The following is a 14,045-nucleotide window of genomic DNA, read 5'->3' on the forward strand; positions in this document are numbered from 1 at the left end:
GGGTAGGGGCGGCGGGGGCGGAAAACGTCGTAGGTGTAGGACATGCCGCAGGCTTACCGCACCATGGGCGTATGAAAGAGCTGGCCGGGCGCCTCACCGCGCTCGACCCGGACGCCGGCGCCGCCGTACGGGTCATCGCCTACTTCGACCGACTGGCCGAGTCCCGGGCCGGCCTGGAGGCGCTGGTTCGTGGTGCGGCCGTGCTGGCCGGCTGCCCGGCACGGCTCGTCGACACCGGACGGCGGGTGCGCGTGAGGGTGGAACCCGACGGCCGCCGCCGGGACGGAGCCACGGACCTGCCACCGGACCCGGGCTGGCCGTCGCAGGCGCTGACTCCGGACGGCACAGCGACCCTGTGGCTGGAGCGGGCCGGCGCGGGCCCCAGCGTGGTCGACGCGGTGATCCTGGAACGGGCGGCAGGCGCGATCCGGCTGGTCCTGGACCGTACCCGCGGCCGGGCACCCGTCTCCCCCGCCACGGACCCCGCGCTCGTCGAGACCGTCCTCGACCCCACCGCCCCCGAACAGGCCCGGTCGCACGCCGCCCGGCACCTGGGCCTCGACACCGGTGACCCCGCCACACGGGCGCGCGCCCTCGCGCCCCTCGACGGCCCGCCACGGATCCTGCCCGCGCACCACAGGGCAGAGAGCCCGGCCGACACCGAGTTGCCCGCCGGCCGCCTCGGGGTCGGCCCCGCCGTTCCCGTGCTCGACCTGCCCCGTTCCTGGGCCGCCGCCCGTGTCGCCCTGCGGTTCACCGCCGAGGGCACGGCGCGCGATCCGGGCCCCGGAGTCGTGCACGCCGACGAGCTGGGCGGTATCGCCCTCCTCGCCGATCTCGTCGTCCCGGGCGCGGAACCGCCGCCCGACGTGCAGGCTCTGGAGAGCGCCGCGACGGACGCTCCCTGGATGCTGGGCACCCTGTACGCCGTCGTCTCCACGGCGAGCCTGCGCGCGGCCGCCGCCGAGGTCAACGTCCACCATTCGACGCTCCAGGACCGGTTGACCCACGCCGAGTCGCTCCTCGGCTGGCCGGTCCGCACGCCTCAGGGACGCCTGCGACTGCAGCTGTCCCTGGTCATGCGGAAGTTGGTGCGAGGCTAGGGAGAGGTCAGGGATACGGCGGCGGTCGGTGCCCTCGTGCCCGAAGCGTCACGGCACGCCGCGAACCGCCGTCCCTGCCTGCGAAGTCCCGCATCCCGTGCCACCACGCCCACCGGGACGTTACCGTTCGGTAGACGACGTCCCACCGGAGGTGTCCCGTATGGCTCCCGACCGTTCCGCGGGTCTGGCGGAGTGCGTTCGCGCGCTGGCCGCCGGGGAGGTGACGTCGCGGACGCTCGTCGAGCGGGCGCTGGCCCGGATCGAGGCGACCCAGCCGACGCTCAACGCCTTCCGCCGGGTACGGGCGGAGGCGGCCCTCGCCGAGGCCGACGCGGCGGACACGGACCTCGCGGCGGGCGTGCGGCGACCGCTGCTCGGGGTGCCGGTGGCCGTGAAGGACGACATGGACGTCGCCGGCGAGCCCACCGCGTTCGGCTGCCGCGGTGAGTTCCCCCCGCGTACCGAGGACGGCGAGGCGGTACGGCGGCTGCGGGCGGCCGGAGCGATCGTCGTCGGCAAGACCAACACCTGCGAGCTGGGCCAGTGGCCGTTCACCGAAGGGCCCGCCTTCGGAGCCACCCGCAACCCCTGGCACCACGACCACACGCCGGGCGGCTCGTCCGGAGGTTCGGCGGCCGCGGTCGCGGCGGGCCTGGTCCCGGCCGCGCTGGGCTCGGACGGCGCCGGCTCGGTGCGCATCCCCGCGTCCTGGACCCACCTCGTCGGCATCAAGCCGCAGCGTGGACGCATCTCGACCTGGCCACGCCCGGAGTCCTTCCAGGGCATCACGGTCAACGGCACCCTCGCCCGCACGGTCGCCGACGCCGCCCTCCTCCTGGACGCGGCGAGCGGCAACCACGAGGGCGACCTGCACCGGCCGCCCAAGCTGAGCGTGTCGGAGGCAGTGGACCGCGACCCCGGGCGGCTCAGGATCGCCGTGTCCCTGAAGCCACCGTTCACGGCGCTGCCCGCGCGGCTCGACCCCAGCGTCCGGGAGCGTGTCCTGGCCGTGGCGGAGCGGCTGGCCGCGCTCGGGCACATGGTCGAGGAGGCGGAGCCCAGCTACGGGCGGATCGGCCTGACGTTCGTGCCGCGCGCCACCGCCGGGATCGCCGAGTGGGTCCGCGAGATCCCCCATCCGCACCTCCTCGACCGGCGCACCCTCGACTCCGCCCGCCTGGGCCGGCTGCTGGCCGGGGCGCCCCTGCGGGTGGCCCGCCGCGCGGAGGCGTCGCTGCACCGGCGGATCGGGACGCTCTTCACGTCGTACGACGTGATGCTGGCCCCGACGACCGCCGCTCCCCCACCGCGGATCGGCGCCATGCTGAACCTCGGCGGCCTGGGCACCGACCGGGCGATGATCGCGGCGTGCCCGTACGCCTGGCCGTGGAACGTGCTGGGCTGGCCCGGGGTGAACGTTCCCGCCGGGTTCATCGACGACCTGCCCGTGGGTGCCCAGTTGCTCGGCCCGGCGCACAGCGAACCCCTTCTCGTGTCGCTGGCCGCCCAGTTGGAGGCGGACCAGCGGTGGCACGAGCTGTGGCCGCCCGTGCGGTCCGCCGCGGATCCGGCTGCCGCCTGAGGAACCGGGCGGGGGCCGACCCATACCGTGGCCCGGACCTCCGCCCGTAGGCTGTGACCATGGGCGACGCGTCGATGGTCGGGCTGATGGGGCGGGTCACCGGAACGGTGGGGCCCGGGCTGGTCGGAGAGGTGATCGTCCGGGTGCGGGGCGGTGCCGAGCACTTCCTCGCGTATGCGGCGTCCGCCAAGGAGCGCATCGAGCCGGGGACCGTGGTGATGGTGGTGGAGTACCTTCCGCCGCGGACGGTCTATGTGACGGTGGCGTACGACAGTTGAGCATGCGGCTCTCCAGGTGAGAGCGGTGTGCGTCAAGGTTGCGGCAAGGATTCGTCGGCGTCTGTACCCCGGGCGTACACGGAGGGACACTCGCGTTCGTTCGGTGCCGTCAGGGCACCATGCAAAGGGGGCGAGTGCCGATGGTCGTCGGCGTCGTCGCGGGGGCTGCCGTCCTCGCGCTCATTTTCATCGTCGTGGTCTTCAAGCTCATGTGGCGGGTGGCGGAGCCCAACGAGGCACTGATCATCTCCGGTTCCAAGCACAGGACCGAGGGCCTCGAGGAGGGCATGGGCTTCCGTATCGTGACCGGGCGGGGCACGCTCGTGCTGCCCGGTGTGCAGGCGGTGCGCAAGCTGTCGCTCGACCTGAACGAGACCGAGCTGTCCGTGGACTGCGTGACCCACCAGGGCATCCCGCTGAAGGTGCGGGGCGTGGTCATCTTCAAGGTCGGCGACGACTTCGTGTCGATCGCCAACGCGGGCCGCCGGTTCCTGGACCAGCAGAAGCTGATGTCGGAGCGGGTGCACAACGTGTTCGCGGGTCATCTGCGGTCCATCGTCGGCGGGTTGACGGTCGAGGACATGATCCGCGACCGGGAGAAGCTGACCGGGCAGACGCGGGCCGCGTGCGGCACGGAGATGGAGAAGCTCGGCCTGATCGTCGACTCGTTGCAGATCCACGAGATCGAGGACCCGACCGGGTACATCAAGAACCTGGCCATGCCGCACGCGGCGGCCGTCCAGCGGGACGCGCGCATCGCGCAGGCCGAGGCGAACCGCCTGGCCACCGAAGCCGAGCAGCAGTCGTTCGCCCGTATGGCCGAGGCGACCCGGGACAGCGAGATCCTCCAGGCCGGCTACCAGGCCGAACGCGACAAGGCCGCCGCACGGTCCCGGCAGGCCGGACCGCTGGAGGACGCCGCGTCCCGCCAGGAGGTCGTGGTCCAGGAGACACGGGTCGCCGAGTTGGAGGCCCACCGCAGGGAACAGCAGCTCCAGGCGGACATCCGCAAGCCCGCGGACGCGAAGGCCTACGAGAAGCGCACGCTGGCCGAGGCCGAGCGCGACGCGCGGATCTCCGCGGCCCAGGCCAAGGCGAAGGAGACGGAGCTGGCGGCCGTGGCCGAGGCGACCCGGGTCAAGGCGGCCGCGGGTGCCGAGGCGGAGGCCACGAAGGCGCGGGGCGCCGCCGCCGCGACCGCGACCCGGGCCACCGGCGAGGCGGAGGCCGCGGCCCAGCAGGCCAAGGGCCTGGCGGCCGCCGAGGCCACACGGGCCAAGGGTCTCGCGGAGGCCGAGGCCATCAAGGCGCGCGCCGCCGCGCTCGCGGAGAACCAGGAGGCCGTGGTCGCCCAGCAACTCGCCGAGAAGTGGCCGGAGATCGTCCAGGCGGGCGCGAGCGCCTTCGGCAACGTCGACAACATGGTGCTGCTCAACGGCGCCGACGGCATGGCGGACGTGTTCGCGAAGGCGCTCACCATGGGCGGTACGGGACTGGGGCTCGCCCGTCAGCTCCTCGCCTCGATGAACCAGAACGGCGTGGCGGACAACGGCAACGGCAACGGCTCGGTCGCCGGGCTCAACGGGTTCGTGCCGCCGCGGGCGGAGACTGTGCCGGTGGACAACGACGAGAGGTGAGATGACGAGGGGCCAGGCCCTCCAAGGGGGGCCTGGCGCGTACCGGGGGCGGACGGAGGCTCTAACGTGGCCCGCGTGACTGCGTTTGCCGCTGAAGACGTCCCCGGCCGCCACGGCCCCTCTGCCACCACCGAGGCCGACCCCCGCAGGGTCGGCCGCGTGCGCACCGAGTACTCGCCCGCGCACGACGGCGACCCCGATCCCGGCGAGATCGTGTGGACGTGGGTGCCGTTCGAGGAGAACGACGGGCGGGGCAAGGACCGGCCCGTGCTGGTGGTCGCCCGCGAACCCGCGGGCACCCTGCTCGCCGTACAGCTGTCCAGCAAGCGGCACGACGGTGACCGTGAGTGGGTGCCGATCGGGAGCGGGCCGTGGGACCGGTCGGGGCGGGAGTCGTGGGTGGACGTGGACCGGGTGCTGCGGCTGCATGAGGCGGGGATGCGGCGGGAGGCGTGTGCGTTGGACCGTATGCGGTTCAACTCCGTTGTGCGGCGGTTGAGGGAGCGGTACGGGTGGGTTTAGGCGGGTTAGGACGTGCGGGTTCGTTGTGGCTGGTCGCGCAGTTCCCCGCGCCCCTTGACCAGCCCCTGCTGAACACCCGTTCGAAGGCGCCCCGGATTGCCGTGCCCCGCGTGCGGTCCAGTACCCCGAACACCACCTGCTCGAAATAGCCCTCGAAACGCCCCTTCACCAGCAGCGTCCGGAACGCCTCCGCCACCTGGCCCGGGTCGTTCCCGAACACCCCGTAACCCCACGCCCCCAGCACCAACTTCCCGTACCCGCACGCCGCGGCCGTCTCCAGTACCCGTCCGGCGCGGGTGGCGAGGACGTGCGGCAGCTCGGGGGCGCGCTCCGGCGCCGTACGGCGTACGACCGAGGCGTTGGTCGCGGAAGACGGGCACGGCCGGTGAGTGGATGACACGGTCCGTGTAGAACGGGTCGCGACAGGACACACGCGTACAGCGCGGAGGCGCGGCACAGGGCCTCCTCCTGGGCTTGCGGCGCCGCCCATGAACCCGCCGCCCGGGTTGCGGACCGAGGCGAAGTTCAGGACGGCCGGAAGGCCGTCTTCGCGAACCAGCCGCTGCTGGGCGGCCTGCAGACTGCGCTCCCCCATGGCCAATGAGCGTGGGGACGGCGCTGACCTTGGGTGTGACACCTCACGCCCGTCAGCCGTGCGGTACGCGCCCTAGGCGACGATGGTCTCCGTCTCGCGCGCGATTGCGCGCAGGCGCGCGCTCATGGCGCTCCCCCCCGTGCGCGCCATGAGCGCGACCCGGTGTGCCTCCCCCGTCGTGCTCATGCACGCATCCTGAGCGATGCTGGTCGTGCGCCGCAACGGAATTTCCTGGTCCGGAACGGCCCGTGAAAGCTGCGGAAACACGGCCTCAGGGCCCGGAGAAACGAGGTTCTCGCATACGAAAAGACACGATGTGCGCCCTTGTGCGAACCGGCGTGAGCGTCTTGGGTAGGACGAGCATTGCCGGTCCGGCCTATCAGACACCGGGCCGGCGACATGGTGGAATTCTCAGGAGGATCCCGACATGTCTGATTCACCCAGTGGCTGTACGGAGCAGCGCTCCGCGGTCACCGAAGCCGAGGTCGAGGCGCTGGTACGCGGTATCTGCTTCAAGACCGGCCCGCCCCGCACCCTCGGTGTCGAACTGGAATGGCTCGTCCACGAGCTGCGCGACCCGCGGCTCCCGGCATCACCCGAACGTCTCGAAGCGGCCTATGCCGCACTGCGGACCCTGCGCCTCTCCTCGGCGCTCACCGTCGAACCCGGCGGCCAGCTGGAGCTCAGCTCCGCGCCCGCCACCTCCCTGACGGAAGTCATCGGGTCCCTCTCCGCCGACCTGGACGCCGTCCGCGCGGTACTGCGCGAGGCGGGACTCGTCCTGAACGGCTTCGGCCAAGATCCCTGGAACCCTCCCCTCCGCTTCCTTCACGAGCCCCGCTACGACGCGATGGAGCAGTGCCTCGACCGCTTCGGGCCCGAGGGCCGGGCCATGATGTGCTCCTCCGCGTCCGTCCAGGTGTGCCTGGACGCCGGGTACGAGGAGCCGGGCCCTCTGGGCTACGGGCGGCGCTGGTGGCTGGCGCACCACCTGGGCGCGGTCCTGCTGGCGGCGTTCGCCAATTCCCCGGTCGCCTGTGGTCGCACCACCGGCTGGCGCTCCACGCGTCAGTCCCTGTGGTCGGCGATGGACCCCGGCCGGGCCGGCGCTCCCCCGCTCGACGGCGATCCGCGGGCGGCCTGGGCGCGCCACGTCCTGGACGCGCCGGTGATGTGCGTGCGGGCCGACGAGGGCCCCTGGGGCGTCCCGGAGGGCATGAGTTTCCGGGACTGGACCCGGGCACCCTCTCCGCCCGGTCGTGCGGATCTCGACTACCACCTGACGACCCTGTTTCCACCCGTTCGGCCCCGCGGTCACCTCGAACTGCGCATGATCGACGCCCAGCCCGGCGAGGACGGGTGGATCGTGCCGCTCGCCGTGACGGTCGCCCTGTTCGAGGACCCCGAGGCGGCGGAGGTCGCCTACCGGACCGTCAAGCCCCTCGCGGAGCGGGCGGGACCGATGTCGGCTCCGTTCAATCCGCTGTGGATCGCGGCCGCCCGGTCGGGTCTCGCCGACCCCGAGTTGCACGAGGCGGCGGTCGCCTGCTTCGACGCGGCGGCCGAGGCGCTGCCCAGGCTGGGCGCCGCCGACGACGTACAGGCGGCCGTCGCCGGGTTCACCGAACGTTATGTCGCACAGGGCCGCTGCCCCGCCGACGATCTGCTCAGCCGGCTCCACGGGAAGGACATCCGCACATGACCGCCGACGGGACGACCGATCCGGAGATACTCCGCGAGCGCGCGCTCGATGCGCTGACCACGGCCCGCGCCCGCACCGCGCTGCTCACCTCCTGCGTCGAGGAACCCGAGCTGACGGCCCAGCACTCGCCGCTGATGTCCCCGCTGGTGTGGGATCTCGCGCACATCGGCAACCAGGAGGAGCTGTGGCTGCTGCGGACCGTCGCGGGGCGTGAGGCGATGCGGCCCGAGATCGACGGGATCTACGACGCGTTCGAGCACCCGCGGGCCGCACGGCCCTCGCTGCCGCTGCTGCCGCCCGCCGAGGCCCGCCAGTACGCGGCGGAGGTGCGCGGCCGGGCGCTCGACGTGCTGGAGAGCACCGCGTTCCACGGCACCCGGCTCACCGAGGCGGGTTTCGCGTTCGGGATGATCGCCCAGCACGAACAGCAGCACGACGAGACGATGCTGATCACCCACCAGCTCCGCAAGGGCGGCGCGGCCCTGACGGCTCCGGATCCGGAGCCGGTACTGTTCACCGGCCCCTCCGAGGTGCTCGTGCCCGGCGGCCCGTTCATGATGGGCACCTCGACCGAGCCCTGGTCGCTGGACAACGAGCGGCCCGCGCACCGGCGTCTGGTCCCGCCCTTCCACATCGACACCACCCCGGTGACGAACGGCGCCTACCAGGCGTTCATCGAGGACGGCGGCTACGACGACGAGCGCTGGTGGGCCCCGGAGGGCTGGGACCACATCAAGGCGCACGGTATCGCGGCACCGCTGTTCTGGCGTCGTGACGGCGGACAGTGGCTGCGGCGGCGCTTCGGCGTCACCGAGGTCGTGCCGCCGGACGAGCCGGTCCTGCACGTGTCCTGGTACGAGGCCGACGCGTACGCGCGCTGGGCGGGGCGCCGGCTGCCCACGGAGGCCGAGTGGGAGAAGGCGGCCCGCCACGACCCGGCCACCGACCGCTCGACGCGCTATCCGTGGGGCGACGCCGACCCGGCGCCCGAGCACGCCAACCTCGGCCAGCGCCATCTGCGCCCGGCGCCCGCGGGCAGCTACCCGGCGGGGGCGTCGCCGCTCGGGGTGCGGCAGTTGATAGGTGACGTGTGGGAGTGGACGTCGAGCGACTTCCTGCCCTACCCGGGGTTCACTGCGTTCCCGTACAAGGAGTACTCGGAGGTGTTCTTCGGCCCGGAGTACAAGGTGCTGCGCGGTGGTTCGTTCGCCGTGGACCAGGTGGCGTGCCGGGGGACGTTCCGCAACTGGGACTACCCGATCCGGCGGCAGATCTTCTCGGGCTTCCGCACCGCGCGGGATGCCTCGCCGGAGATCGCGGAGCTCGCCTGATGTGCCGCCACCTGGCGTTCCTGGGGCCCGAGGAACCACTCGGCAGGGTCCTCGTGGACCCGCCGCACAGCCTGTACCGGCAGTCGTGGGCGCCGCGGCGGCAGCGGTACGGAACCGTCAACGCCGATGGTTTCGGCGTCGGCTGGTACGCGCCGGGCGATCCGGTGCCCGGGCGCTACCGGCGGTCCGGGCCGGTCTGGGGCGACCAGGGCTTCGCGGACCTGGCCCGGGTCGTGCGGACCACCGCGCTCCTGGCCGCCGTGCGGGACGCGACCATGGCCGGGGCGGACGGGGAGGCCGCGGCGGCGCCGTTCACCGCGGGGACCTGGCTGTTCAGCCACAACGGGGCCGTCGCCGGATGGCCCCGCTCCCTGGCCCCCCTGGTACCGACCCTGCCCCCGGTGGATCTGCTGTCGCTGGAGGCCCGCTCCGACTCCGCGTTCGTCTGGGCGCTGGTCCTGAACCGGCTGCGCGGCGGTGACGAGGAGGGGCAGGCGCTCGCCGACACGGTCCTGGAGGTCGCCCGGGCGGCGCCCGGCTCCCGGCTCAACCTGCTGCTGACCAACGGCGAGACGATCGCGGCCACGGCCTGGGGCGACACGCTCTGGTACCTGGCCGAGCCCGGCCGCCGCACGGTCGTCGCGTCCGAGCCGTACGACGACGACCCGCACTGGCAGGAGGTACCCGACCGCACGCTGCTCACGGCGAGCCGTACGGACGTGCTGCTCACCCCGCTGAAGGACCTCCCGCTGAAGGACGTCGAGAACCAGGCGCCCGACACTCCCGGCCTCACGGCATCCGACGACAAGGCACCCGCACCACCCAAGGAGCCCATCGCGTGAGCCAGTTCCATGTGACCCGCACCCTGCCCGAGGACGCCACGGAAGCCGCCCTGCGCTCCGACGTCCAGCACGGCCTCACCCGTACGCCCAAGACGCTGCCACCGAAGTGGTTCTACGACGCCCACGGCAGCGAACTGTTCGAGCAGATCACCGACCTGCCCGAGTACTACCCGACCCGTGCCGAGCGCGAGATCCTGCTGGCCCGGGCGCCGGAGATCGCCGCCGCGGCGGGCGCCCGCACCCTCGTCGAGCTGGGCTCCGGCTCCTCGGACAAGACCCGGCACCTCCTCGACGCCATGCCCGACCTGCACACGTACGTGCCCGTCGACGTCAGCGAGAGCGCTCTGCGGCAGGCGGGCGAGTCGCTGATCGCCGAGCGGCCCGGCCTGCGGGTGCACGCGCTGATCGCCGACTTCACCGCCGCGCTCACCCTGCCGGACACGCCCGGGCCACGGCTGGTGGCGTTCCTGGGCGGCACGATCGGCAATCTGCTGCCCGTCGAGCGTGCCGGGTTCCTGGCCTCCGTACGTGCCCTGATGTCGCCCGGCGACGCGCTGCTGCTCGGCACGGACCTGGTCAAGGACACGTCGGTGCTCGTGGCCGCGTACGACGACGCGGCCGGGGTGACGGCCGCGTTCAACAAGAACGTGCTGGCCGTGGTGAACCGCGAGCTCGGCGCGGACTTCGACCTCGGTGCCTTCGAGCACGTCGCCCGGTGGGACACGGAGAACGAGTGGATCGAGATGCGGCTGCGGTCGCGGTCGGCACAGACCGTGAAGATCCCCGCGGTCGACCTCGCCGTCGACTTCGCCGCCGGGGAGGAACTGCGCACCGAGGTCTCGGCGAAGTTCCGCGAGAACGGTGTGCGCGGTGAACTGGCCGCCGCCGCACTGAAGCTGACGCACTGGTGGACGGACCAGGAGGCGAGGTTCGCACTGTCGCTGAGCGTGGCACGGTGAGAGGGCCGGCTCGTCAGCCGATGTCGTCGGTCAGGGCCTCCGTGAGCCGGCGGGAGGCGCGCTTGGCCTCCGTGGCGGGATCGGCGCCGGTGAGCACGGCGGTCATGTAGTCCTTGATCGGGTTGTTGGCCTCGACGGCGCCCCACTGCGGTGACGCGGGGGTCGCCCGGCCCTGTGCGGCGCCCGCCGCCATGGCCGCGACACCCGCGTCGTCCGCGACCACGCTCGCCAGGGTGGTCTTGTTGGGCACGTAGTCCATCGCCTGGGCGAGTTCGGTGTCCCACTTGGCGCCGACGAGGGCGGAGATGACGGCGACGGCTCCCGCGCGGTCGTCCGTGCGCTCGGGGACGACGAGGTCGGAGCCGCCGGTGAAGACGGCACCGGGCTTGCCGGCCGTCCTGCCGGGGACGGGGAAGTACCCGAGGTCGTCCTTCAGGTCGGGGTTCTCGCTCACGATGGCCTGGGCGAGCCCGGGCACGGCCACGGCCTGCGCGACGTTCCCCTTGGCGAACACCCCTGCCAGGGGCGGGTGGTCCTCGTCGGCGTCCTTGGGCCCGTCGCCGAGCGCCTGGAGGCGCCGGTAGAAGTCCATGGCGCGCAGGGCCGCGGGCGTGTCGAGGGTGCCCGTCCACCTGCCGGAGCCGGCCGCGGACTCCTCGGCGAGCTCGCCGCCCTCGTCCCAGATGAGCCCGGCCAGCGTGTACCAGTCCTGTCCGGGCAGGTAGATGCCCTGCTGCTGCCCGGAGTCGAGCTTCTCGGTGTCGGCGAGCCACTGGTCCCGTGTCTTCGGCGGCTTGTTGATGCCGGCCCGGGCGAACAGGTCCTTGCGGTAGATCACGACACGGTTGGCGGCGTACCAGGGGATGCCGTACTGGTGGCCCAGGAACCGGGCGGGTTCGGCGAGACCGGGCAGCCAGTGGTCCATGCCCCAGTCGCGCATCGACTCCAGGGTCAGATCGAGCAGCCCGCCCTCGTCGACGTACTGGGCGACCTGGGTGTTGCCGACCTCGATGACGTCGGGCCCGGTGCCGTCGTGCGCCTGGAGCGCCTTGCTCACCTTGTCGCCGATCCCGGTCCATTCCTGGATGCGGATGTCGAGCCGGAGGTCGGTGTGCTTCCGCTCGAAGTCCTTGGTGAACCGCTTCAGGAACACGTCCGAGGCGCTGTCCTTCATGAGCCACACGGTGACGGTCCGCTGTTCGTCGTCGCCGGGGAGGACGCCGCACGCGGTGAGCAGGGAGAGGGCGAGGAACACGACGGCGGAGCGACGTCTCACGAGGGGGTCCTGTTCTGCCTTGCCGGAGGTCCGGACAGGGAGGGTGCGCCCGACGTGGGGGACGAGCTGGTCGCTCGTACGGGATGGCGGGATTTTGGTATAGACCATTGGTCGGCGTCAAGGGTTCCCGCATCCACTCCCCCGACGTCTCGCGGACCGCCGCACTCTGCGGCACCGTGGAGTGACCCGTGGCGCACGGGCCACGACAGAGAGGATCACTTGTATGTCCGACCACACCTACCGCGTCACCGAGATCGTCGGCAGCTCCCCCGAGGGCGTCGACCAGGCCATCCGCAACGCCATCTCCCGCGCCTCACAGACCCTGCGTGAGCTGGACTGGTTCGAGGTCACGCAGATCCGGGGCCACATCGAGAACGGCGAGATCGAGCACTTCCAGGTGGGCCTGAAGGTCGGCTTCCGGCTGGAGGAGACGGGCTGACCGCTTGGGGCACACGCTGCGGCGACGGTGCCCTCAGGTCCGCCCTTCCCGCTCCTGCGCCACCTCGAGCGCGGCCGACGTGGCCGCCCATCGTGCCCGTACGACCGTGAAGCCCGCCCGTTCGGCGTCCTCGCAGACCAGTTCGTCGTCGTCCACGAGGACGCGGATCTCGCGGGTGCGGGCGAGGCGGCGCAGGATGTCCAGCTTGGTGCGGCGGGCGGGCCTGCGGTCACCGTCGCGGCGCATGAACACGCGCCCCTGGGGCAATCCTTGGGCGGCGAGCCAGTCCAGTGTGTCCCGCCGGCAGCGCTCGGGCCGCCCGGTCAGGTACGTCACCTCGCACTCCTCGGCGCTCTCCTTCACCAGCGCCACGCCCTCCGCCAGCGGCGGATCGTGCGGCGCGGCCGCGAAGAACGCGTCCCAGTCGCGCGGTGCGCGCTCCAGGAACCGCTGCCGGTGCGCGGTGTCGGCGAGGGTGTTGTCCAGGTCGAACACGGCGAGGGGCCGGCCGTCCTCACGCTTCTGCTCCGTCACGCCGTCCACCCTAGGGCGCCTGTACGGGGCCACCGTCACCGGCGCCAGATCTGCCGGTACGCCTCCTGGTAGCCCGAGGGGTTCCATGTGGTGTCGCCCTCGCTGTTGTCGGCCGTGCTGATGTGCACGGGGGCGACGTATCCGCTGGCGGGTTGTCCGGAGAAGGCGCGGTTGAACTCGTCGACGATCTGCCAGCCCTGCAGGGACAGCGGTTCGGGCACGGTGGCGGACTGGTATTGCTCGTTGTTGATCCGCTGGAAGGCGGAGGGGTCGCCGTCGCCTGCGCCGATGTTGAAGGGAGGGCCCTCCCCCGGTTCGCCCGCCGCGCGGAAGGCGGGTGCGGCGTCCGCGAAGTACAGGTCGTTGATGGCGACGGAGTGGGTCCACTCGCTCCGGAACCGCGAGAGGAGGGAGGAGACCTCCCGGGGGGTCCGGCTGCTCGCGTCGGGGATCGGGATGTTCGCGGACGCCAGCAACCGCACGCCCGGACAAGTCGCGAGCTGCTTCCCGATCAGGTCGGACTTGAACTTGGCGAAGGGGATGGAGGCGTCGGTGAAGACGACGGTCCCGGCGTTGCCGTTGGAGGTCGCGATGATCCACTGGGCGCTGATCCGGGCCACGTCCTGGACCCTGGTGGTGACGTTGGTGAAGAGCCTGGGGTTCTCGCTGGGCCCCGGGGCGGCTACCGCGTGCCAGCCGATCAGCGGGATGCCCGCGGCGCCTGCCTGCTGGACCTGCTGCGAGGTCGAGTTGGGGTCGAAGCCCCCGATGACGATGCCCGAGGGCTTCAGGGCCACGGCCTGGCTGAAGGCCGACTGGATGCCTGCGGGCGTGCCGCCCCCGTCGATCACCCGGACGTTCCAGCCGACGACCCTCGCCGCTTCCCGCACACCGTTCGCGGCGCCCGCCACTCCGGGGTTGGTCATGGTCTGCGCGACGTAGACGATGCTCCTCCCGGTCACCGCCGCGGGACCGCTGGTCGGGCCGTTCCAGGGGACGTCGGTCCGCTCGGCCCGTTCCACGGCGGACTCGGCACGGGCGTGCACGGCCGGGCAGCCGTTCGGGCCGGTGGTGGCGTTCTCCGGGCCGGTCGACGACCCTCGTTCGCAGCCTGCGAGGACGGCCGCCGCCACCAACAGGGTCGTGGCGGCGAGCCTGGGCGGGAAGCCTCTGTGGACGGTGGCACGGTTCATGGAGTGGTCCCTGGGGTGCTTCCGTCCGGCGGGGAGGAGGACGGGGCGGGCG

Annotated in this window: 13 protein-coding genes and 1 pseudogene; 10 read left to right on the forward strand and 4 right to left on the reverse strand. The window is 72.5% G+C overall.

Annotation, left to right across the window (positions count from 1 at the left end):
• Window positions 1–71 precede the first annotated feature (71 nt).
• The 5 genes from FNH08_RS27495 to FNH08_RS27515 all read left to right on the forward strand — a co-directional run bounded on the left by FNH08_RS27495 (window position 72) and on the right by FNH08_RS27515 (window position 5,122).
• Complete coding sequence (locus FNH08_RS27495) at window positions 72–1,103, forward strand: helix-turn-helix domain-containing protein (RefSeq protein ID WP_152774226.1); 1,032 nt, start codon at window positions 72–74, stop codon at window positions 1,101–1,103.
• Between the two features lie 160 nt (window positions 1,104–1,263).
• The gene (locus FNH08_RS27500) at window positions 1,264–2,685 is read left to right on the forward strand and encodes an amidase (protein ID WP_152774227.1); all 1,422 of its coding nucleotides are present in this window, start codon (window positions 1,264–1,266) and stop codon (window positions 2,683–2,685) included.
• A 59-nt stretch (window positions 2,686–2,744) separates the two neighbouring features.
• Complete coding sequence (locus tag FNH08_RS27505; RefSeq protein WP_194238632.1) at window positions 2,745–2,963, forward strand: hypothetical protein; 219 nt, start codon at window positions 2,745–2,747, stop codon at window positions 2,961–2,963.
• 140 nt (window positions 2,964–3,103) lie between these two features.
• Complete coding sequence (locus FNH08_RS27510) at window positions 3,104–4,600, forward strand: SPFH domain-containing protein (protein WP_152774228.1); 1,497 nt, start codon at window positions 3,104–3,106, stop codon at window positions 4,598–4,600.
• A 75-nt stretch (window positions 4,601–4,675) separates the two neighbouring features.
• Complete coding sequence (locus FNH08_RS27515; RefSeq protein WP_322725519.1) at window positions 4,676–5,122, forward strand: type II toxin-antitoxin system PemK/MazF family toxin; 447 nt, start codon at window positions 4,676–4,678, stop codon at window positions 5,120–5,122.
• A 67-nt stretch (window positions 5,123–5,189) separates the two neighbouring features.
• Here FNH08_RS27515 and FNH08_RS27520 read toward each other — a convergent pair.
• Window positions 5,190–5,843, reverse strand: a pseudogene (locus tag FNH08_RS27520) (TIGR02452 family protein); the annotation flags it as partial.
• 301 nt (window positions 5,844–6,144) lie between these two features.
• On the opposite strand from FNH08_RS27520, the gene egtA reads away from it, so the two are divergent.
• Genes egtA through egtD form a run of 4 tightly spaced genes read left to right on the forward strand, consistent with a single transcriptional unit; the run spans window position 6,145 to window position 10,551 of the window.
• Complete coding sequence (egtA, locus tag FNH08_RS27525) at window positions 6,145–7,419, forward strand: ergothioneine biosynthesis glutamate--cysteine ligase EgtA (protein ID WP_152774229.1); 1,275 nt, start codon at window positions 6,145–6,147, stop codon at window positions 7,417–7,419.
• A complete protein-coding gene (gene egtB / locus FNH08_RS27530) occupies window positions 7,416–8,750 on the forward strand; it encodes an ergothioneine biosynthesis protein EgtB (RefSeq protein ID WP_152774230.1) in 1,335 nt (444 codons plus the stop codon). Before egtA ends, egtB begins: the two co-directional genes overlap by 4 nt.
• The gene (gene egtC, locus FNH08_RS27535; RefSeq protein ID WP_152774231.1) at window positions 8,750–9,592 is read left to right on the forward strand and encodes an ergothioneine biosynthesis protein EgtC; all 843 of its coding nucleotides are present in this window, start codon (window positions 8,750–8,752) and stop codon (window positions 9,590–9,592) included. Before egtB ends, egtC begins: the two co-directional genes overlap by 1 nt.
• On the forward strand, window positions 9,589–10,551 hold the full coding sequence (gene egtD / locus FNH08_RS27540; protein ID WP_322725521.1) for an L-histidine N(alpha)-methyltransferase: 963 nt from the start codon (window positions 9,589–9,591) through the stop codon (window positions 10,549–10,551). Before egtC ends, egtD begins: the two co-directional genes overlap by 4 nt.
• A 13-nt stretch (window positions 10,552–10,564) precedes the next feature.
• Here egtD and FNH08_RS27545 read toward each other — a convergent pair whose 3' ends face one another.
• Window positions 10,565–11,827 carry an extracellular solute-binding protein gene (locus FNH08_RS27545; protein WP_322725523.1) on the reverse strand — a complete coding sequence of 421 codons (1,263 nt, stop codon included), beginning with the start codon at window positions 11,825–11,827 and terminating at the stop codon, window positions 10,565–10,567.
• A 223-nt stretch (window positions 11,828–12,050) separates the two neighbouring features.
• On the opposite strand from FNH08_RS27545, the gene FNH08_RS27550 reads away from it, so the two are divergent.
• On the forward strand, window positions 12,051–12,266 hold the full coding sequence (locus FNH08_RS27550) for a dodecin (RefSeq protein ID WP_152774233.1): 216 nt from the start codon (window positions 12,051–12,053) through the stop codon (window positions 12,264–12,266).
• 33 nt (window positions 12,267–12,299) lie between these two features.
• On the opposite strand, the gene FNH08_RS27555 is transcribed toward FNH08_RS27550, so the two are convergent.
• On the reverse strand, window positions 12,300–12,800 hold the full coding sequence (locus tag FNH08_RS27555) for a phosphatase domain-containing protein (RefSeq protein WP_407704465.1): 501 nt from the start codon (window positions 12,798–12,800) through the stop codon (window positions 12,300–12,302).
• A 35-nt stretch (window positions 12,801–12,835) separates the two neighbouring features.
• Window positions 12,836–13,993, reverse strand: a complete 1,158-nt coding sequence (locus FNH08_RS27560) for a substrate-binding domain-containing protein (protein WP_152774234.1) — start codon at window positions 13,991–13,993, stop codon at window positions 12,836–12,838.
• Window positions 13,994–14,045: the final 52 nt, after the last annotated feature.

The sequence above is a fragment of the Streptomyces spongiae genome, assembly GCF_009377185.1.
Classification (GTDB): Bacteria; Actinomycetota; Actinomycetes; order Streptomycetales; family Streptomycetaceae; genus Streptomyces; species Streptomyces spongiae.